Below are 20,786 nucleotides of genomic sequence, written 5' to 3' on the forward strand. Positions count from 1 at the left end.
ATCGCGTTGACCGCAGCCGTGAACAGCTTTGGCCTGAGTCTGCCCGACTACCCGTGGGGGGCCATGGCACCGTACCTGGCCAAAGCCTCCGAGCATCAGGGTGGGGCCGTAAACCTCTCGATCGGCACGCCCGTCGACCCCACGCCCGCGTTGATCCAGGATGCCCTCAGGGCCGCCGCGGACGCCCCGGGATACCCCACGGTCCACGGCACCGTTCCGTTGCGGGAAGCCATTGCGGCGTGGTTTGAGCGCCGCCGCGGCGTCCCCGGACTGGACCCGAAGAACATCATGCCTACCGTGGGCTCCAAGGAACTGGTGGCGTGGCTGCCGCTCCTGCTCGGGCTGAAGCCGGGCGACGTCGTCGTCCGTCCCAAGGTTGCCTACCCCACCTATGACATCGGGGCTACTTTCGCCGGCGTCACCTCTGTGGCTACCGACAACCTCGACGAGTTGGACGAAGCCACGCGCTCCCGCGTGCGGCTGATCTGGGTGAACTCCCCGGGCAACCCCACCGGAAGCGTCAGGGATGTTGAGTCCCTCAAAACTATTGTGGCGCAGGCCCGCGAACTGGGCGCCGTGGTCGCGTCGGACGAGTGCTACGCCGAACTCGGGTGGGGCGCCTGGGACGCGCAGCGCGGCGGCGAGCCCGTGCCGAGCATCCTGGATCCGCGCGTTTCCGGCGGGTCCCACGAGGGCCTCCTGGCCGTGTACTCGCTGAGCAAGCAGTCCAACGTGGCAGGTTACCGCGCAGCATTTGTCGCCGGTGACCCGGTCATCATGGCCAACCTCGTCAACAGCCGCAAGCATGCAGGCATGATAGTCCCGTACCCGGTGCAGGAAGCAATGCGGGTGGCGCTGGGCGATGACGCCCACGTCCAGGCCCAGAAGGACCTGTACCGCGGACGCCGGGAGCGCCTGGTGCCGGCCCTGCAGGGCTTTGGGCTGGAGATCAAGGATTCCGACGCCGGACTGTACCTTTGGTCCACCGCCGGAGAGAGCACCTGGGACACCGTGGCGCGGCTGGCCGAGCGTGGCATCGTGGTGGGGCCGGGCGTCTTCTACGGCGAGGCCGGCAACGGGTTTGTGCGTGTCGCACTGACGGGCACGGATGAACGGATTGACGCCGCAGTGGCCAGACTGGCCACGACGCCGTAACAATCATGTGACTCGCACCACAAAGACTGCATTTTACGGGGGTTTCCCACGCTTCCGATTAGTGACACCCGCAATCGGGCGGTACTTTTTAAGTGACTATCAATGGTGGCTTTCTACAAGAAGGCAGCCCGGGTGTTGGATTCCTGGATGAACAGGGTCAGTGCCACGGCTCACCGGATGTTGGATCAAGCTTTCGACAGAGGCCCACGCGCCTCATGAAGGGGACTCCATGACTGAGACCAACAGCGCAACCCTGCACCATGCAGGAGGCGAGCTCAAGCTCCCGCGCATCCAGGTTGTTGAAGGAAACGAAGGCTACGACGTTTCCAAGCTGCTCAAGCAGACGGGCGCAGTCACCTTTGACCCCGGCTTCATGAACACCGCAGCAACCACCTCCGCTATCACCTACATCGACGGCGACGCGGGCATCCTGCGTTACCGCGGGTACCCCATCGAGCAGCTGGCGCAGCACTCCAGCTTCCTCGAGGTTTCCTACCTGCTGATCTACGGCAACCTGCCGAGCCCCACCGAGCTGGAAGCCTTCGACCAGCGCATCCGTCACCACACCCTGCTGCACGAGGAGCTCAAGGGCTTCTTCAGCGGCTTCCCGCGTGACGCCCACCCGATGCCCGTGCTGTCCTCGGCAGTGTCGGCGCTGTCCACGTTCTACCAGGACTCGCTGGACCCCTTCAACGCCGAGCAGGTCGAGGTCTCCACCTACCGGTTGCTGGCCAAGATGCCGGTCATCGCCGCCTACGCCCTGAAGAAGAGCATCGGCCAGCCCATGCTGTACCCGGACAACTCCCACAACCTCGTGGAGAACTTCCTGCGCCTGAGCTTCGGCCTTCCCGCCGAGCAGTATGAGGTTGACCCGGTCATCGCCAAGGCACTGGATCTCCTCCTGATCCTGCACGCGGACCACGAGCAGAACTGTTCCACCTCCACCGTGCGGCTGGTGGGCTCCTCCAACGCCAACCTCTTCGCATCGGTGTCAGCCGGCATCAACGCCCTCTTCGGTCCCGCCCACGGCGGCGCCAACGAGGCAGTGCTGAAGATGCTCCGCCAGATCCAGGCCGACGGCACCAAGCCCGAGGACTACATGGAGAAGGTCAAGAACAAGGAAGACGGCGTCCGCCTTATGGGCTTCGGACACCGCGTCTACAAGAACTACGATCCTCGCGCGAAGATCGTCAAGGCCACGGCCCATGAGATCCTCACCAAGCTCGGCGGCAACGACGAACTGCTCGAGATCGCCATGCGCCTGGAAGAGAAGGCGCTCAACGATGACTACTTCATCCAGCGCAAGCTGTACCCGAACGTCGACTTCTACACCGGCCTGATCTACAAGGCCATGGGCTTCCCGGAGAAGATGTTCACCGTGCTCTTCGCGATCGGCCGCCTGCCGGGCTGGATTGCCCAGTGGCGTGAAATGATCAGCGACCCGAACACCAAGATCGGCCGCCCGCGCCAGCTGTACATCGGCGAGCCGGAGCGCGACTACCCGGTCCGCTAAGCGCCGGGTTCTCATTCGGACCGACTAACTGAATTACGACGGCGGCCGCCCACCTTCCGAGGTGGGGGCCGCAGTCGTTAAGCACCATCGATTGCTTCGCAACTGCCGTTTTCGGCGCTCAAAAGGGCCCGTGCGGAGCAATCGATGCTAGGAGTCGTAGCCGAGGGGGTTGTTCTTCTGCCAGCGCCAGTGGTCCTCGCACATCTGGTCCACTGTCTTGGTGGTGGACCAGCTCAGGTCGGCGAGGGCGGAGGTGGCGTCGGCCCAGAATGCCGGGAGGTCCCCCTCTCGGCGGCCGGTGACCTCGTAGGGGATGGGCTGCCCCACGGCCTTCTCGAAGGACCGCAGGACCTCCAGGACCGAGGAGCCCTTTCCGGAGCCCAGGTTCCAGCGGTAGACGCCTGAGCGGTCCGCGACGTGGTTGAGGGCTGCCACGTGGCCTTCGGCGAGGTCCACCACGTGGATGTAGTCCCGCAGGCAGGTGCCGTCAGGGGTGTCGTAGTCGCCGCCAAACACCATGAGCTTGTCGCGGCGTCCCACGGCCACCTGGGCGATGAAGGGCACCAGGTTGTTGGGGATGCCCTGGGGGTCCTCGCCGATGCGGCCGGACGGGTGGGCGCCCACCGGGTTAAAGTAGCGCAGCAGGGCAATGTGCCAGCGGCTGTCGGCGGCGCCAAGATCGGCGAGAATGTCCTCGATCTGTTCCTTGGTGCGGCCGTACGGGTTGTTGGCGCCAATCTCCATCTTTTCCACGTACGGGATGGGATTGTGCTCGCCGTACACGGTGGCGGACGAGCTGAAGACGATGGAGCGGACGTCATGGCGGTCCATCACCCGGATCAGGTTAAGCGTGCCCACGAGGTTGTTGTAGTAGTACTTGAGCGGTTCGCGGACCGACTCGCCCACGGCCTTGAGCCCGGCAAAGTGGATCACGGCGTCGATCGCGTGGGCGGCAAAGACCCCTTCCACGGCGGCATCGTCCACCAGGTCCACGTTGTGGAATTCCGCGGTCTTGCCGCTGAGTTCGGCGACGCGGCGCAGCGACTCTTCGCTGGAGTTCACCAGGTTATCGATCACCACCACATCGTGGCCGGCTTCCTGCAGGGACAAGACTGTGTGCGAACCGATGTACCCGGTGCCGCCTGTGACCAGAATTTTCATGCCCCCCACGCTATCCCAATTCCGCGGATGCGTGGATTTCAGCACAGGTGTGCTAAATAATAGGAGTGCCCAAAATTGTTGATGCCGAAGCCCGGCGCGCAGAGATCGTTGAAGCGGTCTTCAGGATCATCGCCGTCGACGGCCTCGAGCGGGCGTCACTGCGGGAGGTGGCAGATGAAGCAGGCCTCGCCGTGGGCTCCGTCCGGCACTACTTTGCCGGCAGTGAAGAACTGCTCAGCCATTCTTTTGCCGCCGTTGTGGACCGGATCACGGGCCGGCTCACCGCGGCATTGCCGGCGATGGCCGCCAACGAGCCCGGGACCGGCCCGCATCGTGAAGCGGTTTTAACCCTGCTGAGTGAATTTATGCCGCTCGACGAGGAACGTGCCGTGGACGCCTGTGTGTGGATGGCCTTCAAAAACGCGGCCAGGATCCGTCCCTTCCTCGCAGCCGAGGCCGATCGGAGCCACCGGGAGGTGGCTGCCGTCGTCGGGCAGGTGATCACGGCCCTGGTAACGGACGACGCCGACGGGCAGCAGTCGCTGGCGGTCGAGGCGGAGAGGCTGCTGGCAACGCTGGACGGGCTGTGCATGCACGCCCTCCTGCAGCCCGCCTGGATGACGGCGCAGATGTGCCATGACGTCCTGGACCGGCACCTGAGGAGCCTGGCTGCCTGACATTACCGTCCGGTGGCATCGGGAATAGACTGGGAGCCAGGGAGCGGAGCCGGCTGGTCAAGCCGGTACAGGCAGGTCACAGGAGGAGTAGGGATGCATCACACAGGTGATTCCGGCTGGCAGATCACCACGGACACGTCTGGGCCGCTGATGATCGCGCTCTTTGTCCGTGATGCGGCAGGACTCGACGGCGCCGGCCATCCCGCGTTGTCGCATGCCGCGCCGAAGATCCGCCATGCAGACCACGCCCACCTCACGGCCGACGTCGGCGGGCAGAGCGCGCTCAAAACCGAATGGGAAGCCTGGTGGGAGCAGTTGCTGAAGGCACATCCCCAGACCTCGCCGGAGCTGTCCCCTCCGGACTTTGGGGAATTCGGAAATTCCCCTGCCCTCCAGCGTGTCCTGCAGGCCCACTTCGGTGCCGCGCTGACCTGGGCGCGGGAGCGCCGCAGTGAATACGCCCGGCTGGAAGCCGAGCGGGTGGCCAGCGGTTCGGACCAGCTGTTGGGCGACATGGTGGATGACCGCCTGCTGGAGGTAGGCCGGGGGTCGCGGGACTTTACCCTGACCATCATCGAACTGCCGCTGAACGAACAGCGGGCGTGGTACCTGGAGCCGGACAAGATCATCATGAGCCATAACCTCATGTCGGCGCCGGAGCTCTTCCGCAGCTACGTCCAGCCCGTGGTGGACATCCTGGTCTGAGGCTGCGCAGTCAGCACCCGGGCAGTCAGCTGCCGGTGCCGGCCGGCGCCACAGTAATGCGGACCTGGGCGGCGGGCACGTCTGATTCCTGCCAGCCGCCCTGATCCTCGCGGTCCCAGCTCCGGCCGGCAACATCCACGCGCGTCACAGCCAGGCCTTTGGCGTTGGCAACTGCCCACTGCGCCACGGACCAGGCCTGGGTGCCGTCAGCTTCCACCACGAGGGAATCATTCTCCGTGGTGATGGCGAGCGGCCCGTACGCCTGGGCGAGCTCGGACTCGACGGCGGCGGGGATGCCCGGTTCCTGCGGTGCGCGCAAGGTGCACAGCACAGAGGCGGGCGTCTGGCCGGTCAGGGCCGACGCGAAGGAGCGGCCCATATCTTCGTGTTGAGCGTAGGCGAGGGGGTAAGCCGAGCGCTGGACGCGCTGGGCGGCGTCGGTGATCTCCAGGGACTCATAGCCGGGAATTTTGACCAGCGCATCGTAGAAAGCATTGGCAGCGTAGTACGGGTCCATGATCTGGGCCTCGGTTCCCCACCCCTGCGAGGGACGTTGCTGGAAGAGTCCGCGGGAGTCGGGGCCGGCCTGGTCGCCATGGGCGATGTTGCGCAGCTTGGATTCCTGCATGGCGGTGGCAAGGGCGATGCTGGCTGCCCGGGGAGGCAGCCCGCGCTGCACCGCCACGGCTGTAATCAGTGAGGCATTAACCGCCTGGTCCGTTGCAAGCTCAGCGCTCTGGGTCCCGACGTCGGCCGTGCAGCGCTCCGAGACCAGGGTTTCGGAGCGCTGCAGGAAGGAGACCGCCGTGTAGATGCCGGCGCCGGCCAGCGCCAGGGTAAGCAGCAGCACGGTGGGGCGAACGAAACTGCGTCCACGTGCCACAGACAGGTCAGTTGGCGTGGAGCGCGTCGTTGAGTTCCACAGTCTGGCCCTTGCGCGGCAACGCCTCTACCGCGCCGGTGGTGGAGTTGCGCCGGAACAGGAGGTTGGAGACGCCGGACAGCTCGGCTGCCTTCACGATCCTGGCGGTGTCCTCGCCATCCTCGTCCTTGGGCCCGGGAATGAGTACGCGGGTTCCAGCGGTGACGTAGAGGCCTGCCTCCACCACGGAGTCATCGCCGATGCTGATGCCGACGCCGGAGTTGGCCCCCAGCAGGACGCGCTCGCCGATGACGATCCTTTCCTTGCCGCCCCCGGACAGGGTGCCCATGATCGACGCGCCGCCTCCCACGTCGCTGCCGTCGCCGGCGACGACGCCGGCCGAGATGCGACCTTCCACCATGGAAGCGCCCAGGGTGCCGGCGTTGAAGTTCACAAAGCCTTCATGCATCACGGTGGTGCCTTCGGCGAGGTGGGCACCGAGGCGGACGCGGTCGGCGTCGGCGATCCGGACACCGGAGGGCACCACGTAGTCCACCATGCGGGGGAACTTGTCCACGCCGTAGACAGTAACGGCGCCACGGCGGCGAAGCTTGGCGCGGGTCAGTTCGAAGCCTTCCACGGCGGCGGGGCCGAAGTTGGTCCACACCACGTTGGGGAGCTTGCCAAAGATGCCATCCAGGTTGATGGTGTTGGGCCGGACCAGCCGGTGGGAGAGCAGGTGCAGGCGGAGGTACGCGTCGGCGGTGTCGGCCGGAGCTTCATCGAGGTTGATCTGGACGAAGACCACCTTCTGCTCGGTCCCTCGGTCCGCGTCGGTGCCGCTTTCGGCGAGCTGGACCAGTGTTTCGTCCGCATTCTCCACGGCGCGCAGGTTCTGTGCCGTAATTCCAAGCGCGGGCGCGGGGAACCATACGTCCAGGACGGTGGCTTCAGCATTTTCCTCGCCCGTGGCACTAGCGATGGTTGCCAACCCGAAGCCGTAGGCGGAGCGGGCTTCGGAAGTTGCGTTCTGGTTCTCGGGCGCGGCGGAGGTAGCGGTCTCAGTCATGGCCCCAGTCTAGCGAGAGGCGGGCATCCCGTTCGAACTAGACTGGCCACGTGACTGCCGAAACCGCCCCTAAATCGATCACCGCGCCTTTGGACCCCCGCCAGGACGTCTCGGTGCTGACCGCCGCCCTGATGGACATCAACAGTGTGTCCGGGAACGAGACGGAAGTGGCTGACGCCGTCGAAGTGGCGCTGCGGGCCATCCCGGAACTCCTGGTGGTTCGCGACGGTGACTCCATCATCGCGCGCACGGAACTGGGCAGGGCGGAACGCGTCATCCTCGCCGGACACCTGGACACAGTGCCGTTGCCGGTCACCGCGGGAGCACGCGGAACCGTCCCGTCCACCTGGGAATCAGGTGTCCCGGGGGAAGGCGTGCTCTACGGGCGCGGAGCGACGGACATGAAGGGTGGCGTCGCCGTGCAACTCGCGCTGGCGGCCACAATGTTCGACGGCGGCGCGGCACCCAAACGGGACGTCACCTTTGTGTTTTACGACCATGAGGAAGTGGAAGCGGTCAAGAGCGGCCTGGGCCGCCTGGTCCGCAACTACGGCAGCCTTCTGGACGGCGACTTTGCCATCCTCCTGGAGCCGACACATGGCACCGTCGAGGGCGGCTGCAACGGCACCAGCCGTTTTGAGGCCACCACGGTGGGCGAGGCAGCGCACTCCGCCCGTGCATGGATGGGCAGCAACGCCATCCACGCGGCGGCACCCATCCTGGCCCGGCTTGCGGACTACGAGCCGCGGACCATCAATGTGGATGGCCTGGACTACCGCGAGAGCCTGAATGCGGTGAAGATCCACGGCGGCACAGCCGGCAACGTGATCCCGGACCGCTGCGTCGTGGAAATCAACTACCGCTTCGCCCCGGACAAGACGCCGGACCAGGCGGAGGCGCATGTCCGGGAACTGCTGGAAGGCTTCGACGTCGTCCGCACGGACGCTGCCGCCGGTGCCCGTCCGGGACTGAACCACCCGGCCGCCGCGTCCTTCGTGGCCGCCGTAGGAGCGGAGCCCAAACCGAAATACGGCTGGACCGACGTCGCGCGTTTCAGCGAACTGGGAATCCCGGCAGTGAACTTCGGCCCCGGTGACCCGCTGCTGGCGCACAAGGACAACGAGCACGTCGACGCCGATGCCATCCGGGAGTGCCTGCGGGCGTTGCGGAGCTGGCTCGCAGCGTAGCCCGCAAGCAGAAGGGTCCGCAGCCTGCAGGCTGCGGACCCTTCTGCTTGTGTGGAGGTGTTGCTACCTGGGTTCCCGTACTTCCGGTAGTTCCGGAGCAACGACGGCGGTTGGCGCTTTGGCCACGCCGCCGGCAACCCTCGTGGAACCCCGGCGCTCGATCCAGATTGCGAGCCGGGAAACGCAGATGTTGATCACAATGTAGATGGCGGCAGCCACAAAGAAGATGGGGAACAGGAACGCGTTCCCTAGGAAGTCCGCCATGACTTGCACTGCGCGCAGAAGTTCGCCGTACGCCACGATGTAGCCCAGGGAGGTGTCCTTCAGGAGCACCACGAGTTGGGCAACCAGCGACGGCATCATGCGGCGGACAGCCTGCGGCAGCTCGATGAGCATCCGGGACTGGAAACTGGTCAGGCCGATGGTCAGGCCCGCCTCCCGCTGTCCCTTCGGCAGTGATTGGATGCCGGCCCGGATGATCTCCGCGAAGATAGCGGTGTTGTAGAGGACGAGCCCCGTCACCACTGCGACGAAGGAACTCGTCCCGAATACCAGCAGAACGAAGAGCATCATCAGGACAACCGGCATGCCGCGCAGGAATTCCAGGACCACGCGGGCAGGAATCCGGATCCAGGCGAGCAGCGAGATGCGCAGCAGGCAGAACATCAGGCCGAGGGGGAATGCGATCACTGCGGCGAGGGCGGCGGCGCTGAGCGTGGCGCCGAGGCCATTGGCGAGCAGCGTCCAGACGTCGCCCCGGGTGAAGATCGCCCAGCGGCGACCTTCGAAAATGCCCTGCTGGGCGAGAGTCATGACGATCCATGCCAGGAGGCCCAGGATCAGCACGGTTCCAACCACGGAACCGATCAGCGAGACCCGGCGCGCTTTGGGGCCGGGAACGTCGTAGAGGACTGAAGTCATCGGGCAATCGCCACCTTTCGTTCCACCGTGCTGGCCAGGATGCCCAGCGGAATGGTGAGGAGCAGATAGAAGAACGCTACGCCGAGCAGTACTGCCATGACCTGGTCACCGTTGGCGTTGGCCATTTGGCGGCCGTAGCCGAACAGTTCCAGGACAAAGAACGCGCCGGCGACGGAGGAGTTTTTGACCAGGGCGATCAGGATATTGATCAGCGGCGGGATCACGGTCCGAAGCGCCTGCGGCAGGATGATGAGATTCAGGACCTGGCCGAAGTTCATGCCGATGCTGCGCGCGGCCTCAGCCTGGCCGAGCGGGACGCTGTTAACGCCTGAGCGGACTGCTTCGGCAATGAAGGCCGCTGTATAGGCGCTGAGGGCGATGATCGCTGCGACCTCGAACTGCTGGAATGTCACGCCGAGACGGGGCAGGACGATCGCTGCGAAGAAGAAGGCAATGGTCAGAGGAGTGTTCCGGAGAATTTCCACGTAGACGGTGCTGAATCCCCGGAGGGCCGCAACGGGGGAAACGCGGGCTGCTGCCAGGAGTGTTCCGAGGATAAGGGCGATGATCCCGGAGACGACGGACAGGAAAAGGGTGCGGAGAAGGCCTTCCCAATACAGGGGGAGGTTTTCAATGATGACTTCCATAGGATCCTTCGGCTCTGGGCGTAGGGGGTCAAAAAGCAGGCGGGCGGCTTCCGGGGAACGCGTTCAACGAATTCCCCGGAAGCCGCCGTGGCTACCTAGTAGCGGTTGATGGCAGGAAGTTCAGGGGCGGTCTTGATGACCGAACCTGCCGTTGCTTCCCAGGCCTTCTTGTAGGACCCGTCCTTGCCGAACGCCTCAAGCTGGTCATTGATCCAGTTGCGGAACTCGGTGTCGTCCTTCTTCAGGCCAATGCCGTACGGCTCTTTGGTGAAGGTTTTATCCGATGCCAGCTTGAAGGCATCCGGTTCCTTGTCCACAAAGCCGGCCAGGATCACGTTGTCCGTGGTGATCGCTTCGACCTGCTTGTTGCGCAGCGGCTCAAGGCAAGCGGAGTAGGTGGCTGCCGGAACGAGCTCGGCCTTGTACTTGTCCACGATCGTCGCGGCCGGGGTGGAACCGGTCACGGAGCAGACCTTCTTGCCTGCGACGTCCTCGGGCTTGGTGATGGAGGTGTTGTCCTTGTTCACCATCAGCGCCTGGCCGGCCTGGTAGTACGGGCCCGCGAAGCTGACAACCTGCTTGCGCTTGTCATTGATGGTGTACGTGGCAATAACAAGGTCCACCTTGCCCTGCTCGATGAAGGGCTCGCGGTTGGCTGAGACTGTCTCTGACCATTCGATCTTGTCCGCAGCGATGCCCAGCTTGGCTGCGATCAGCTTGCCCATCTCGACGTCGAAGCCCACCGGCTTGCCGTCCAGGCCCACCTGGCCGAAGAGCGGCTGGTCGTACTTGGTGCCGATCTTGATGGTGCCTGCGGCGGACAGCTTGGCCATGGTGGTGCCGGCGGCAAACGTCGGTTTGTCGGCAACAGTGGGATCGCTGGTTGTGCCGGGGGTGGTGCCGCCACATGCGCTCAGGGACAACGCCAGGGCAGCAGTAGCCGCCACGAAGAACGACTTCCGGCGGGTCATAAATGCCTTCATGACATTCCTTTCATTGGTCGGCCGTGGGTCACGGCCTAGGTGCGAACTGGAGTGTGTGTTCGTTGGTGGAAAAAATCAGTGGGTGAGCAGCTTGGACAGGAAGTCCTTCGCGCGGTCACTCTTCGGGTTGGTGAAGAATTCTTCCGGCTTGGCGTCCTCCACGATCTGTCCGTCAGCCATAAAAACCACACGGTCAGCGGCCTTCCGGGCGAAGCCCATTTCGTGCGTCACCACAACCATGGTCATGCCTTCCTTGGCCAGCTGGATCATGACGTCGAGGACCTCGTTGATCATCTCGGGGTCCAGCGCCGAGGTGGGCTCATCAAAGAGCATGACCTTGGGCTTCATGGCCAGGGCGCGGGCGATAGCCACGCGCTGCTGCTGGCCGCCGGAGAGCTGCGCAGGGAGTTTGGGGGCCTGGTGACCCACACCCACGCGCTCGAGCAATGCCATGGCTTCCTTGTCGGCCTGGTCCTTGGCAACGCCTTTGACTTTGATGGGACCAAGCGTCACGTTCTCAAGGATGGTCTTGTGCGCGAAGAGGTTGAAGGACTGGAAGACCATGCCGACGTCGGCGCGGAGCTGAGCCAGCTCCTTCCCCTCCTCCGGGAGCACCTTTCCATCAATGCTGATGGTGCCGCGTTCGATGGTTTCCAGACGGTTGATGGCACGGCACAACGTGGACTTTCCTGAGCCTGACGGGCCGATGACCACCACCACTTCGCCCTTCCGGACGTGGAGATTGATGTCCTTCAAAACGTGCAACTGACCGTAATGCTTATTCACACCATTCAGGGAGACGAGCGCATCGCCGGGCACATGAGTAGTCATAAGAAGAATCTAGCGAACATTGGCTGGTTATGAGGTGAATCACGCCATGTTCCCGCGGATCGTGATTCAAGAGATACCTGCCACGGGCACGCTGGCCATGGCATTAGCCTTGGGGGATGAGCATCAACGCAGATCCGGCCAAATCTTCCCAGCCGCGCCGCAAGGGGCCCCTTGAACTCCGCCGCAAGCAGGCAGCTGTGGAAATGTCCGACCAGCATCTGCTTGATACCAAGGGCGCCGGACAGTTCGTCCATTCAGACCCTTGGCGTGTCCTTCGGATCCAGAGCGAGTTCGTCGAGGGATTCGGCGCGCTTGCCGATCTGGGGCCTGCCGTCAGTGTTTTCGGCTCGGCGCGCACCAAGCCCGGCAGTCCGTACTACGAAATGGGCATGGAGGTGGGCCGGAAGCTGGCGGCCGCGGGCGTAGCCGTCATCACCGGCGGCGGTCCGGGCTCCATGGAGGCCGCCAACCGCGGCACCGTGGAAGGCAACGGCGTCTCCGTGGGCCTGGGTATTGAGTTGCCCTTCGAGCAGGGCCTGAACCAGTGGGTGGACCTGGGCATCAACTTCCGTTACTTCTTCGCCCGGAAGACCATGTTCGTCAAATATGCCCAGGGCTTCATCGTCCTTCCCGGCGGACTGGGCACACTGGATGAACTTTTCGAAGCCATGGTCCTGGTTCAGACCCGGAAGGTGACTTCGTTCCCGATCGTGCTCCTCGGCGTCGCCTTCTGGGGGCCGATGATCGAATGGATCAGGGGCACCCTCGTGGCCGAAGGAATGGTCTCCGAAAAGGACCTGGACCTCATCCAGGTGGTGGACGATCCCGCCGAAGCGGTGGAACTGGTGCTCCACGGGACAGCCCCGGTTCCCACCAACGGCCAGCAACGGCCCGAATAGAGCGCCGCCCGGATCTGGCACGATGGGGCTGTGAGTTTTTTCCTGGTTTACCTCGCCATCGTGCTGATCGCCGCCACCCTGTGGGCAGGCGCCGGTGGCCGCCGCGGAATCCTGCGCAGCCTCCGTCGGAGGAGCGAACCTGCCGCCGGCGCCGAGCTCCCGGAGAATCCGATGCTCTACCCGGGCTTCGGGCAGCCGCCCGCCAACCTGCCGCCGGTGCTGTTGCCCGAAGACGCCTCACCGGCCGACGTCGACCGTGTCCGTTTTTCCCTCGGCCTGCGTGGGTATCGGATGGACCAGGTGGATCAGGTCCTTGACGAACTGCGGGACCAGATCGCGGCCAAAGACGAAGAAGTGGGCAGGCTCCGGGCACGGCTGCTGGAAGTGGAACGGGCGGCGCGCCCGGAGGCCGGCGCTTGAGCACTGACACGGGAGACCGGACAGGTCCGTCGGCGTTGATCACCGCATTCGGCGTCCGCGCGGCGGGCGCGGTCCAACGCTGGCCTTGGTGGCTGCAGGTTGCCGTCCTCTATGCTGCTGCCCGGCTGGTCAGCGCATGCATCTTCATGGCAGCCGCCCTGCACCAAGGGCCCAACCCGTGGTTTCCGGCTATCCCTGACTACTGGAACTTCATCAATATCTGGGATGGGCGATGGTATGGCCGGATCATCACTGACGGGTATCCCTCACCACTTCCAACAGATGCAGCCGGCAACGTGCAGGAGAATGCGTGGGCGTTCTACCCGCTCTTCCCGGCCCTGGGCCGTGCGCTCGCAGGCCTGACCGGAATCAGCCCTGCTGCGGCGCTGACGGTCATCGCCATGCTTTCGGGGTTGGGGGCGGCGCTGGCTGTGTACTGCCTGTTCAGGCACAAGGCGCCGCACGCTGCGGCCCTTTGGGGGGTGGCATTCTTCGCGACTTTTCCGGTGTCCGCCATTCTCCAGGTCCCGTATGCGGAGCCCCTGACCATTTTCCTGCTGGCCGCGGCGCTGCTGTTGGTCATCAGGCGTCATTATGTCCGGGCCATGCCGGTGGTACTGCTGCTGTGCCTGTCCCGTCCCGTGGGCGTTCCTTTTGCCGCCATGGTGGGGCTGCTCCTCCTCTGGCGGCTCGCGGAACGGGGGCGCGGGAAACAGCCGGGTACCCACAGCCTGGGGGAGCTGGCCTCCCTGGCGGGCCTTACCCTTGTGTGCGGCACTTCGGCCCTGCTATGGCCGGCAGCGGCCTGGGCCGCCACCGGGGACATTGAGGCGTACACCAAAACCGAAACAGTGTGGCGCGGCCACGATCTGGTGCCCTTCAAGCCCTGGTTCGACACCGGCGTCGACCTCTTTGGCCCCGTCCTGGGGATGGTGGCGCCATTCGTCTTTGCAGGCCTCTTTGCGCTCCTGCTGTTCTCCCCGCCGGTGGTCCGGCTTGGTGTGGAAATGCGCATGTGGTGCGCCTGCTACATGGCTTACCTCCTGCTGTTCCTCGACCCCCAGACCAGCACCTTCCGGATGCTGCTCCCGTTGTTTCCATTGGCCCTGGCTGCTGCGCTGCTGTCCCGGTCCAAGGCCTACCGCGGCACAGTCCTGACCATGTTTATCCTGCTCCAGATCGTGTGGATCGTCTGGCTGTGGGCATGGGCGCAGCTTCCGGGCGGCGGCGATTATCCGCCGTGATCACGGGCGGCGCCTGGCCGCCGGATTGGGGAATCTGACGCGGCCGTAAATGTCCATCGATTAGCTACGTGCGGGTCATTACGGGATAATAGTAAGTAAGCAGGGACAAAAAGCATTCAGAAATGTTCAGCCATGGCGGCATCAGTACGGGCCGCCATAGCGGCTTGATTTGACCATGCGGACACAGCCCATCCGGGCTGATATGTCCTGGGACTAAATGGAGGGGAAATTCCTCATGGCGGCTATGAAACCACGCACCGGCGACGGCCCTATGGAAGTCACCAAAGAGGGCCGCAGCCTGATCATGCGCGTACCGCTCGAAGGCGGCGGACGGCTTGTGGTGGAACTGAACGCTGCGGAGGCGGCCAACCTTAAGGAATGCCTCGTCGGCGTGACTGAATAATCCGGTTCGGCGTTGCCGAATAATCCCGCAGGGCCAGGGTCCGCAGCCAACCGGCTGCGGACCCTGGCTTATTTCTTGCGGATTTACTTCTTGACCGCGACCAGCAGTCCGTCGCCGGTGGGCAGCATCGCGGACGCCAGACGGTCGTCGTCGCGGATTGCTTTGCCCACCTGGCGGAGCACAACAGTATTGGCCTCCCGGACGGCCGGGTTGGCTACGCGGTCCTTGTCCAGTGCGTCATTGATGATAAGCAGCCCGCCGGCCTTCAGGAGCCGGACGGCCTGCTGCACGTAGCCGGGCAGGCCGGGCTTGTCGGCGTCGACAAACACCAGGTCATAAGCGGAGTCGGTCAGGCGCGGCAGGACATCGCCGGCGCGGCCGGAAATGGTGCGGGTGCGGTTGGCCGGGCTGCCAGCCTCCGAAAACGCTTCACGTGCCGCTTTCAGATGTTCCACGTCCACGTCGATGGTGGTCAGCACGGCCTGCGGCCCAAGCCCCCGCAGAATGCAGACTCCGGAGACTCCTGCGCCGGTCCCGATTTCGACGGCGGTCTGGGCCTTCGAACCCGCGGCCAAAACGGTCAGGACTGCACCAACACCTGCGCCGATGGGCGTCACGCCCAGTTCGAAGGAGCGCTCCCTGGCACGAAGCATGACCTCATCCTCTGCGGGCAGATCTTCTGCATAGGACCAGCTCGTGGATTTGTCGGCGCTCATGTGATTCGCTTTCTGGGCGGCAGGGGAGTGTTTAGTACAGCCTACTGTGTGGAGGGGTGCCAGCCGCGGAAGGGAATCGTTGCGCCTCTGGCTGAAGAACCGCCCCGGTCAGGAAATTCCCAGCCAACTTTGAAATGATGGATATCCGGTCATCCGTGAGGAGGTCGGCGCCGAACCAGAGATGTCAACAGTATCCGGGCGATAGCAATCCACGATGGGAGTGGACGATGTCAGCATCAGATGTGGCACCTGTCCCTGCAACGCAAGATTCCGCCGCTGTGTGGGTCAGGCCGACCTGGGAGGAAGTGGTGGCCAACCACTCCGCCAAGGTCTACCGGCTGGCTTACCGGCTGACCGGGAACAAGTTCGACGCCGAGGACCTCACCCAGGAGGTGTTCGTCCGTGTCTTCCGGTCACTGGAGAACTTCAAGCCAGGGACCCTCGATGGCTGGCTGCACCGCATCACCACCAACCTGTTCCTGGACCAGGCGCGCCGGAAAACCCGTATCCGGTTTGATTCGCTGGCCGATGACGCCGAATCCCGGATTCCCGGGCGGGAGCCCGGACCGGAACAAAGCTTCGAACTGAACAACCTGGACCTCGATGTCCAGGCTGCCTTGGAAGAACTGCCCCCGGACTTCCGCGCCGCCGTCGTACTTTGCGACCTGGAAGGCCTGTCCTACGACGAAGTGGCCGCTGCACTCGGCGTCAAACTGGGTACGGTCCGTTCACGTATCCACCGCGGCCGGACCATGCTGCGCGAAAAGCTGGCCCACCGCGACCCCCGGCCGCAGCAAGGACGAAAGCCAAAGCTTTCGCTGCCACGCATCGCCAGCATCCTCTGATCGGCACCATGACGCCCCAGAACCCCTTCGGCCGCCGGCATCACCGCGGCGCCGGCCACGTGCAGACCTGCGCGGAATGTGCAGCGGCGCTGAAGCGTGAACGCCAGTACATCGAGCGGCTCCGTGACGCGGCCGTGCCGCCTGCCAGCGAGGACCTGACGGCCCGGCTTCTGGCCAGGACGCAACTGCTCGCGGCCGCAGCGGAGCCAGCCCCGAGCCAGTACCGGGCCGCGAAAGTCTTGGCATTAGCCGCCGGCGGGACAGCTGCAGCCGCTGGAATTCTTGCGGTCAGCGCGTTTGCGCTGGCCGGGGACAGCCTGCCCGTAGCCCAAACGGCCATCAATGGGAGCCTGGTGCAGCATACGGCCCAGCTGCCGGCCGACGGCAGGGAGCTCAGCGCCGCGCAGTTGTTGGCCCTTCGCTCGGAAGGCTGGGTCTGTCCGGAACTGCAGTCACTCGGCTTCCACGTCCGGAACGCCAATGCCATAACACTCAATGGCCGGCCGGCGGTGGAAATGCACCTGTCCGATGGGCGGCACTACGCCACCATCGTGGAACAGCATCCCGCGGACGCCGAAAAGACCCCTGAGCAGAACTCCGGTCAGATCGATGGGAAGCCGCTGGTCAGCAACCTGGCACCCTGGACGGCCACCGTTGAGACCGCGGCAGGCATTTTTAGGGTTGAGTCCGACCTCCCGGCGGAACAGGCCGACGACGCCGTTCCGGTGCTGCAGCGGCTCAGCGTCCTCGCCGTTGAAGGACTTAACGCGGGTGTCAGCACGGCGCCTGACGCCTCCCCGGTGACCGCAGTGGACGACTCTCCCACGGCCCGGTTGGAGCGGGGAATCCGCAAACTCGGGGAGATGCTGGCTCCGTGATACAGGCACTTTGCGACGCTGGCGGGCAGGAATCGTCAGCGGGGCTCCGGAGAGGGTAATCTTCCTAAAGTGTTTGGAATCAACGGCCCGGAGTTCTTCCTCCTGCTGATCATCGGCATCCTGGTGATCGGTCCCCAGCGCCTGCCCGAATACACCCAGAAACTTGCGAATCTGGTGAAGGAAGTCCGCCGGATGGCCTCCGGTGCACGGGAGCAGATCAAGGAAGAAGTCGGCATCGACATCGACGATGTCGACTGGAAGAAATACGATCCCCGCCAGTATGATCCGCGGCGCATCATCAAGGAAGCCCTCCTGGACGACGACGCCAAACCCGTCAGTGCCGGCGCGCCGGTAGCTGCCGTCGCCGATGCAGGGGCCGTTACCACAGGCGGGACGGCTGCCTCCCGTCCGGAACGAGTGGTCCAATCGCTGCCGCTGGGCGAACCCGCGCCGTTCGATACCGAAGCAACCTAGGGCCACGTCGCCTCTGGTGGGCGATGATGCGCTAGCGGGGTTGCAGGCCCAGCTTCATCCCCGTCAGGCCTCTGGGCCTGGCTGCAAGTTTTCCGGCGATTTCGGTCAGGGCAATGGCCGCCGGTGTCTCTGGCCGGCCAAGTACTATAGGCGCGCCGGTATCGCCGCCTTCCCGCAGCAGGATGTCCAGCGGGATCTGTCCCAGGAGCGGCACATCCTTGCCCACCGTCGTTGTGAGTCTTTCGGCGAGGACCGCCCCGCCGCCGCTTCCAAACAGCTCCATCCTGCCGCCGTCGGGCATTTCCAGGTATGACATGTTCTCGATGACGCCAGCCACCGTCTGACCTGTCTGGGTGGCGATGGCACCGGCGCGCTCGGCGACGTCGGCAGCTGCAGCCTGCGGCGTGGTGACCACCAGGATCTCGGCCTTCGGCAGCAACTGGGCCACCGAAATCGCGATGTCACCGGTGCCGGGCGGCAGGTCGAGGAAAAGGGCGTCGAGGTCGCCGAAGTAGACGTCGGTCAGGAACTGTTCCAGGGCCCGGTGGAGCATCGGCCCGCGCCAGGCAACCGGCTGGTTTCCGGCGACGAACATGCCGATGGAAATCACTTTCACGCCGTAGGCCACCGGCGGCAGGATCATGTCGTCCACCCGGGTGGGTGCCTGTGTGATGCCCATCAGGGCCGGGACCGAGAAGCCATGGACGTCGGCGTCCACGATGCCCACACGGAGCCCTTGGGCGGCCAGGGCGCAGGCCAGGTTGACCGTCAGCGAAGACTTGCCCACGCCGCCCTTTCCGCTGGCCACCGCAAACACCTTGGTCAGCGACCCCGGCTCGTTGAACGGAATCCCGCGCTGGCCGGAGGCGCCGCGGAGCTGTTCCTTCAGGGCGTCCCGCTGGGCCTGGTTCATCACTTTCAGTTCAACCTCGACGGCGGTCACGCCCGGAACTGCGGACAGCGCCTTTTCGGAGTCGGCAGTAATGGTCCCGCGCAGGGGACAGCCCGCGATGGTCAGCAGGACGGCCAGCCTGACATGGCCGTCCGCAGAGATGTCCACGGACTCCACCATGCCCAGTTCCGTGATGGGACGGCGGAGCTCAGGATCGATCACGGTTGCCAGTGCAGCGTGGACTGCCTGCTCCAGGGGGAGGCTCATACGGGCAGGGCTCAGCTTTCGGTGGTGGGGTTGTGCTTTGGGTCGGCCGGGTCCTGAACGGATGGCTCATTCTCGGCCTGGTCCTTGGCCGCGTGGCCGGGCTTGAGCTTGGGAAGCTGCTGGGTGCGGGGATTCCGCTGCTTATCGCGCTTTTCCTTGAGCCTGTCCTTGATCTTCTCGCGCGGAGACTCGTGGCTGCCGGCACCGGCGTGATCGTGGGTCCGCAGCTCTTCCTGGGCTTCCAGCATGTCCTCTAGGAGCGATCGCAGTTCGGCCCGGACGTAGTCGCGGGTGGCAACCTCGCGCAGCGCGATCCTCAGTGAAGCCAGCTCCCGGGTGAGGTACTCGGTGTCGGCCAGGTTGCGTGCCGCCTGTTGGCGATCCTGCTGGAGGGAGACCCGGTCGCGGTCGTCCTGCCGGTTCTGGGCCAGCAGCAGCAGCGGGGCCGCGTAGGAGGCCTGCAGCGAAAGCATTAGTGTCAGGAGGGTGTAGCCCAGGAGGCGCGAATCGAACTGCCACTCCGCCGGTGCCCACGTGTTCCAGACCAGCCAGATGACGACGAAGATCGTCATATAGACCAAGAACTGCGGCGTGCCCATAAACCGGGCGAAGCCTTCCGTCGCATGGCCGAATGCATCCGGGTCGGGTGAGAACTTCGGCAGGATGCGCTGGCGGCCACTTAGGGGTGTGTCGAGTCCGCCCTTGGCCGCCGCCTTCTTATTGGGATTCTTGGGGGCGCCGGTGTCAGCCAATGCGGCCTCCCAGTTTTCTTATCGGGGCTTCGCCATCATAGGCGCGCCAGTCATCCGGCAACAGATGATCCAAAACGTCATCAACAGTCACCGCCCCCACGAGCCGGCCTGCGTCATTGACCACGGGAAGACAGTTCAGGTTGTAGGTGGCGAGGGTGCGCGCCACCTCGCTAATGTGGGCCTGGTCGGAGACCGGCTCAAGGTTCTTGTCCACGAGGTTGCCCAGGGGTTCCGGCGGCGGATAGCGGAGCAGTTGCTGGATGTGCACAACGCCCAGGAACCGTCCCGTGGGGGTTTCCAACGGGGGCCGGGTGATGAAGATGGACGAGGCGAGGGCGGGGGAGAGTTCCTCACGGCGGACGTGGGCCAGTGCCTCGGCGACAGTTGCCTCCGGGGGGAGGATCACCGGAACAGGCGTCATCAGGCCACCGGCGGTGTCCTCGTCGTATTCGAGGAGCCGCCTGACGTCCTCGGCGCCTTCGGGTTCCATGAGGCGGAGAAGCTCCTCCGCCTGTGCAGAGGGGAGCTCGGCGAGGAGGTCGGCGGCGTCGTCGGGGTCCATTTCCTCCAAGACGTCCGCCGCGCGTTCGACGTCGAGGGCGGAGAGGATCTCCACCTGGTCGTCTTCGGGCATTTCCTGCAGCACGTCGGCCAGGCGTTCGTCCTGGAGTTCGCTGGCCACTTCGAAGCGGCGTTTGTCGCTCATTTCCTGCAGGGCCTCGGCGAAGTCTGCGGGTTTGAGGTCCTCATGGTTGGCCACGAACTGGGTGGCTGCCTGGGGTTCGGTGCGGGCACCTTGGAGGGCGTCGGCCCAATCGATGATCATGGTCTCGTTCCGGCGCAGCCGGCTGAGCGGGGACAGGGAGTGGCCCCGGCGGACGAACAGCTTGCTCACGAACCAGTCGTGGGACCGGTGCTGGTCCATGGCGATGTCCTCGATTGTGGCGTCGCCGCTGCCGTCCCGGAGAGTGACGCGGCGGTCGAACATTTCCGCGACCACCAGCGTCTCCGCGCCGCGCTGCTCAAAGCGCCGGAGGTTGACCAGGCCCGTGCAGATGATCTGTGTCTGGTCGATGGAGGTAATGCGTGTCATCGGCACAAAGACCCGCTTTTTGCCGGGAACTTCGACGACGATACCCACCACGTGCGGGGCACCGCGGCTGCCACGCGAGAGCACCACCACATCGCGCAACCTGCCCAAGCGGTCGCCCAAGGGGTCGAAGACGTCAAGACCCAGCAGGCGGGCCACAAAGACGCGCGAAAGATTTGTGCTCACGTCTACAGG

23 protein-coding genes are annotated in these 20,786 nt (G+C 64.7%); 12 read left to right on the top strand and 11 right to left on the bottom strand.

What is annotated here, in order from left to right; genetic code table 11:
• Positions 1 to 6: 6 nt before the first annotated feature.
• Together dapC and AC50YA_RS00215 are read left to right on the top strand one after the other, a co-directional pair.
• On the top strand, positions 7 to 1,155 hold the full coding sequence (gene dapC, locus AC50YA_RS00210) for a succinyldiaminopimelate transaminase (RefSeq protein WP_494980399.1): 1,149 nt from the start codon (positions 7 to 9) through the stop codon (positions 1,153 to 1,155).
• 229 nt (positions 1,156 to 1,384) lie between these two features.
• Positions 1,385 to 2,668 carry a citrate synthase gene (locus AC50YA_RS00215; protein ID WP_160672493.1) on the top strand — a complete coding sequence of 428 codons (1,284 nt, stop codon included), beginning with the start codon at positions 1,385 to 1,387 and terminating at the stop codon, positions 2,666 to 2,668.
• Positions 2,669 to 2,815: 147 nt separating this feature from the next.
• Here AC50YA_RS00215 and galE read toward each other — a convergent pair whose 3' ends face one another.
• Positions 2,816 to 3,829: a UDP-glucose 4-epimerase GalE gene (gene galE / locus AC50YA_RS00220; RefSeq protein ID WP_494980400.1), complete on the bottom strand. Its 1,014-nt coding sequence runs from the start codon at positions 3,827 to 3,829 to the stop codon at positions 2,816 to 2,818.
• 65 nt (positions 3,830 to 3,894) lie between these two features.
• Here galE and AC50YA_RS00225 point away from each other — a divergent pair, with 65 nt between their 5' ends.
• Together AC50YA_RS00225 and AC50YA_RS00230 are read left to right on the top strand one after the other, a co-directional pair.
• Entirely contained in the window at positions 3,895 to 4,506 is a 612-nt protein-coding gene (locus tag AC50YA_RS00225; protein ID WP_494980401.1) for a TetR/AcrR family transcriptional regulator, read from the top strand.
• Between the two features lie 93 nt (positions 4,507 to 4,599).
• Positions 4,600 to 5,211 (top strand): hypothetical protein, encoded by a 612-nt coding sequence (locus tag AC50YA_RS00230; protein ID WP_494980402.1) that lies wholly within the window; start codon positions 4,600 to 4,602, stop codon positions 5,209 to 5,211.
• A 25-nt stretch (positions 5,212 to 5,236) separates the two neighbouring features.
• On the opposite strand, the gene AC50YA_RS00235 is transcribed toward AC50YA_RS00230, so the two are convergent.
• Together AC50YA_RS00235 and dapD are read right to left on the bottom strand one after the other, a co-directional pair.
• The gene (locus tag AC50YA_RS00235) at positions 5,237 to 6,094 is read right to left on the bottom strand and encodes a transglycosylase SLT domain-containing protein (protein ID WP_494980403.1); all 858 of its coding nucleotides are present in this window, start codon (positions 6,092 to 6,094) and stop codon (positions 5,237 to 5,239) included.
• A 7-nt stretch (positions 6,095 to 6,101) separates the two neighbouring features.
• Positions 6,102 to 7,142 (bottom strand): 2,3,4,5-tetrahydropyridine-2,6-dicarboxylate N-succinyltransferase, encoded by a 1,041-nt coding sequence (gene dapD, locus AC50YA_RS00240; RefSeq protein ID WP_494980404.1) that lies wholly within the window; start codon positions 7,140 to 7,142, stop codon positions 6,102 to 6,104.
• Positions 7,143 to 7,192: 50 nt separating this feature from the next.
• Between dapD and dapE the strand changes: the two genes are divergently transcribed.
• A complete protein-coding gene (gene dapE / locus AC50YA_RS00245) occupies positions 7,193 to 8,329 on the top strand; it encodes a succinyl-diaminopimelate desuccinylase (RefSeq protein ID WP_494980405.1) in 1,137 nt (378 codons plus the stop codon).
• Positions 8,330 to 8,392: 63 nt separating this feature from the next.
• Here dapE and AC50YA_RS00250 read toward each other — a convergent pair whose 3' ends face one another.
• The 4 genes from AC50YA_RS00250 to AC50YA_RS00265 all read right to left on the bottom strand — a co-directional run bounded on the left by AC50YA_RS00250 (position 8,393) and on the right by AC50YA_RS00265 (position 11,711).
• Entirely contained in the window at positions 8,393 to 9,250 is an 858-nt protein-coding gene (locus AC50YA_RS00250; protein WP_494980406.1) for an amino acid ABC transporter permease, read from the bottom strand.
• On the bottom strand, positions 9,247 to 9,897 hold the full coding sequence (locus AC50YA_RS00255) for an amino acid ABC transporter permease (RefSeq protein ID WP_056343998.1): 651 nt from the start codon (positions 9,895 to 9,897) through the stop codon (positions 9,247 to 9,249). Before AC50YA_RS00255 ends, AC50YA_RS00250 begins: the two co-directional genes overlap by 4 nt.
• 95 nt (positions 9,898 to 9,992) lie before the next feature.
• Positions 9,993 to 10,880, bottom strand: a complete 888-nt coding sequence (locus tag AC50YA_RS00260) for a glutamate ABC transporter substrate-binding protein (RefSeq protein ID WP_494980407.1) — start codon at positions 10,878 to 10,880, stop codon at positions 9,993 to 9,995.
• 75 nt (positions 10,881 to 10,955) lie between these two features.
• A complete protein-coding gene (locus AC50YA_RS00265) occupies positions 10,956 to 11,711 on the bottom strand; it encodes an amino acid ABC transporter ATP-binding protein (RefSeq protein ID WP_494980408.1) in 756 nt (251 codons plus the stop codon).
• A gap of 116 nt (positions 11,712 to 11,827) precedes the next feature.
• Between AC50YA_RS00265 and AC50YA_RS00270 the strand changes: the two genes are divergently transcribed.
• From AC50YA_RS00270 to AC50YA_RS00285, 4 genes are all read left to right on the top strand, one after another.
• Complete coding sequence (locus AC50YA_RS00270) at positions 11,828 to 12,610, top strand: LOG family protein (protein WP_494980409.1); 783 nt, start codon at positions 11,828 to 11,830, stop codon at positions 12,608 to 12,610.
• Between the two features lie 30 nt (positions 12,611 to 12,640).
• Positions 12,641 to 13,030 carry a DivIVA domain-containing protein gene (locus AC50YA_RS00275; protein ID WP_494980410.1) on the top strand — a complete coding sequence of 130 codons (390 nt, stop codon included), beginning with the start codon at positions 12,641 to 12,643 and terminating at the stop codon, positions 13,028 to 13,030.
• Positions 13,027 to 14,274: a hypothetical protein gene (locus tag AC50YA_RS00280; protein ID WP_494980411.1), complete on the top strand. Its 1,248-nt coding sequence runs from the start codon at positions 13,027 to 13,029 to the stop codon at positions 14,272 to 14,274. The genes AC50YA_RS00275 and AC50YA_RS00280 overlap by 4 nt, the downstream gene beginning before the upstream one ends.
• Before the next feature lie 235 nt (positions 14,275 to 14,509).
• Entirely contained in the window at positions 14,510 to 14,677 is a 168-nt protein-coding gene (locus tag AC50YA_RS00285) for a DUF3117 domain-containing protein (protein WP_009357720.1), read from the top strand.
• A gap of 83 nt (positions 14,678 to 14,760) precedes the next feature.
• On the opposite strand, the gene AC50YA_RS00290 is transcribed toward AC50YA_RS00285, so the two are convergent.
• On the bottom strand, positions 14,761 to 15,393 hold the full coding sequence (locus AC50YA_RS00290; RefSeq protein ID WP_494980412.1) for an O-methyltransferase: 633 nt from the start codon (positions 15,391 to 15,393) through the stop codon (positions 14,761 to 14,763).
• 227 nt (positions 15,394 to 15,620) lie between these two features.
• Here AC50YA_RS00290 and sigE point away from each other — a divergent pair, with 227 nt between their 5' ends.
• The 3 genes from sigE (at position 15,621) to AC50YA_RS00305 (ending at position 17,590) form a co-directional block, all read left to right on the top strand.
• The gene (sigE, locus tag AC50YA_RS00295) at positions 15,621 to 16,238 is read left to right on the top strand and encodes an RNA polymerase sigma factor SigE (RefSeq protein ID WP_494980413.1); all 618 of its coding nucleotides are present in this window, start codon (positions 15,621 to 15,623) and stop codon (positions 16,236 to 16,238) included.
• Positions 16,239 to 16,246: 8 nt separating this feature from the next.
• Complete coding sequence (locus tag AC50YA_RS00300) at positions 16,247 to 17,116, top strand: anti-sigma factor (protein ID WP_494980414.1); 870 nt, start codon at positions 16,247 to 16,249, stop codon at positions 17,114 to 17,116.
• Positions 17,117 to 17,185: 69 nt separating this feature from the next.
• Positions 17,186 to 17,590 (top strand): twin-arginine translocase TatA/TatE family subunit, encoded by a 405-nt coding sequence (locus AC50YA_RS00305; protein ID WP_494980415.1) that lies wholly within the window; start codon positions 17,186 to 17,188, stop codon positions 17,588 to 17,590.
• A 31-nt stretch (positions 17,591 to 17,621) separates the two neighbouring features.
• Here AC50YA_RS00305 and AC50YA_RS00310 read toward each other — a convergent pair whose 3' ends face one another.
• From AC50YA_RS00310 to AC50YA_RS00320, 3 genes are read right to left on the bottom strand one after another with little or no spacing between them, the layout of a single operon-like run.
• Complete coding sequence (locus AC50YA_RS00310; RefSeq protein ID WP_494980416.1) at positions 17,622 to 18,749, bottom strand: Mrp/NBP35 family ATP-binding protein; 1,128 nt, start codon at positions 18,747 to 18,749, stop codon at positions 17,622 to 17,624.
• 11 nt (positions 18,750 to 18,760) lie between these two features.
• The gene (locus AC50YA_RS00315) at positions 18,761 to 19,501 is read right to left on the bottom strand and encodes a DUF1003 domain-containing protein (protein WP_494980417.1); all 741 of its coding nucleotides are present in this window, start codon (positions 19,499 to 19,501) and stop codon (positions 18,761 to 18,763) included.
• The gene (locus AC50YA_RS00320) at positions 19,494 to 20,777 is read right to left on the bottom strand and encodes a magnesium transporter MgtE N-terminal domain-containing protein (RefSeq protein WP_494980418.1); all 1,284 of its coding nucleotides are present in this window, start codon (positions 20,775 to 20,777) and stop codon (positions 19,494 to 19,496) included. The genes AC50YA_RS00315 and AC50YA_RS00320 overlap by 8 nt, the downstream gene beginning before the upstream one ends.
• Positions 20,778 to 20,786: the final 9 nt, after the last annotated feature.

Source organism: Pseudarthrobacter sp. RHLT3-21 (assembly GCF_059383495.1).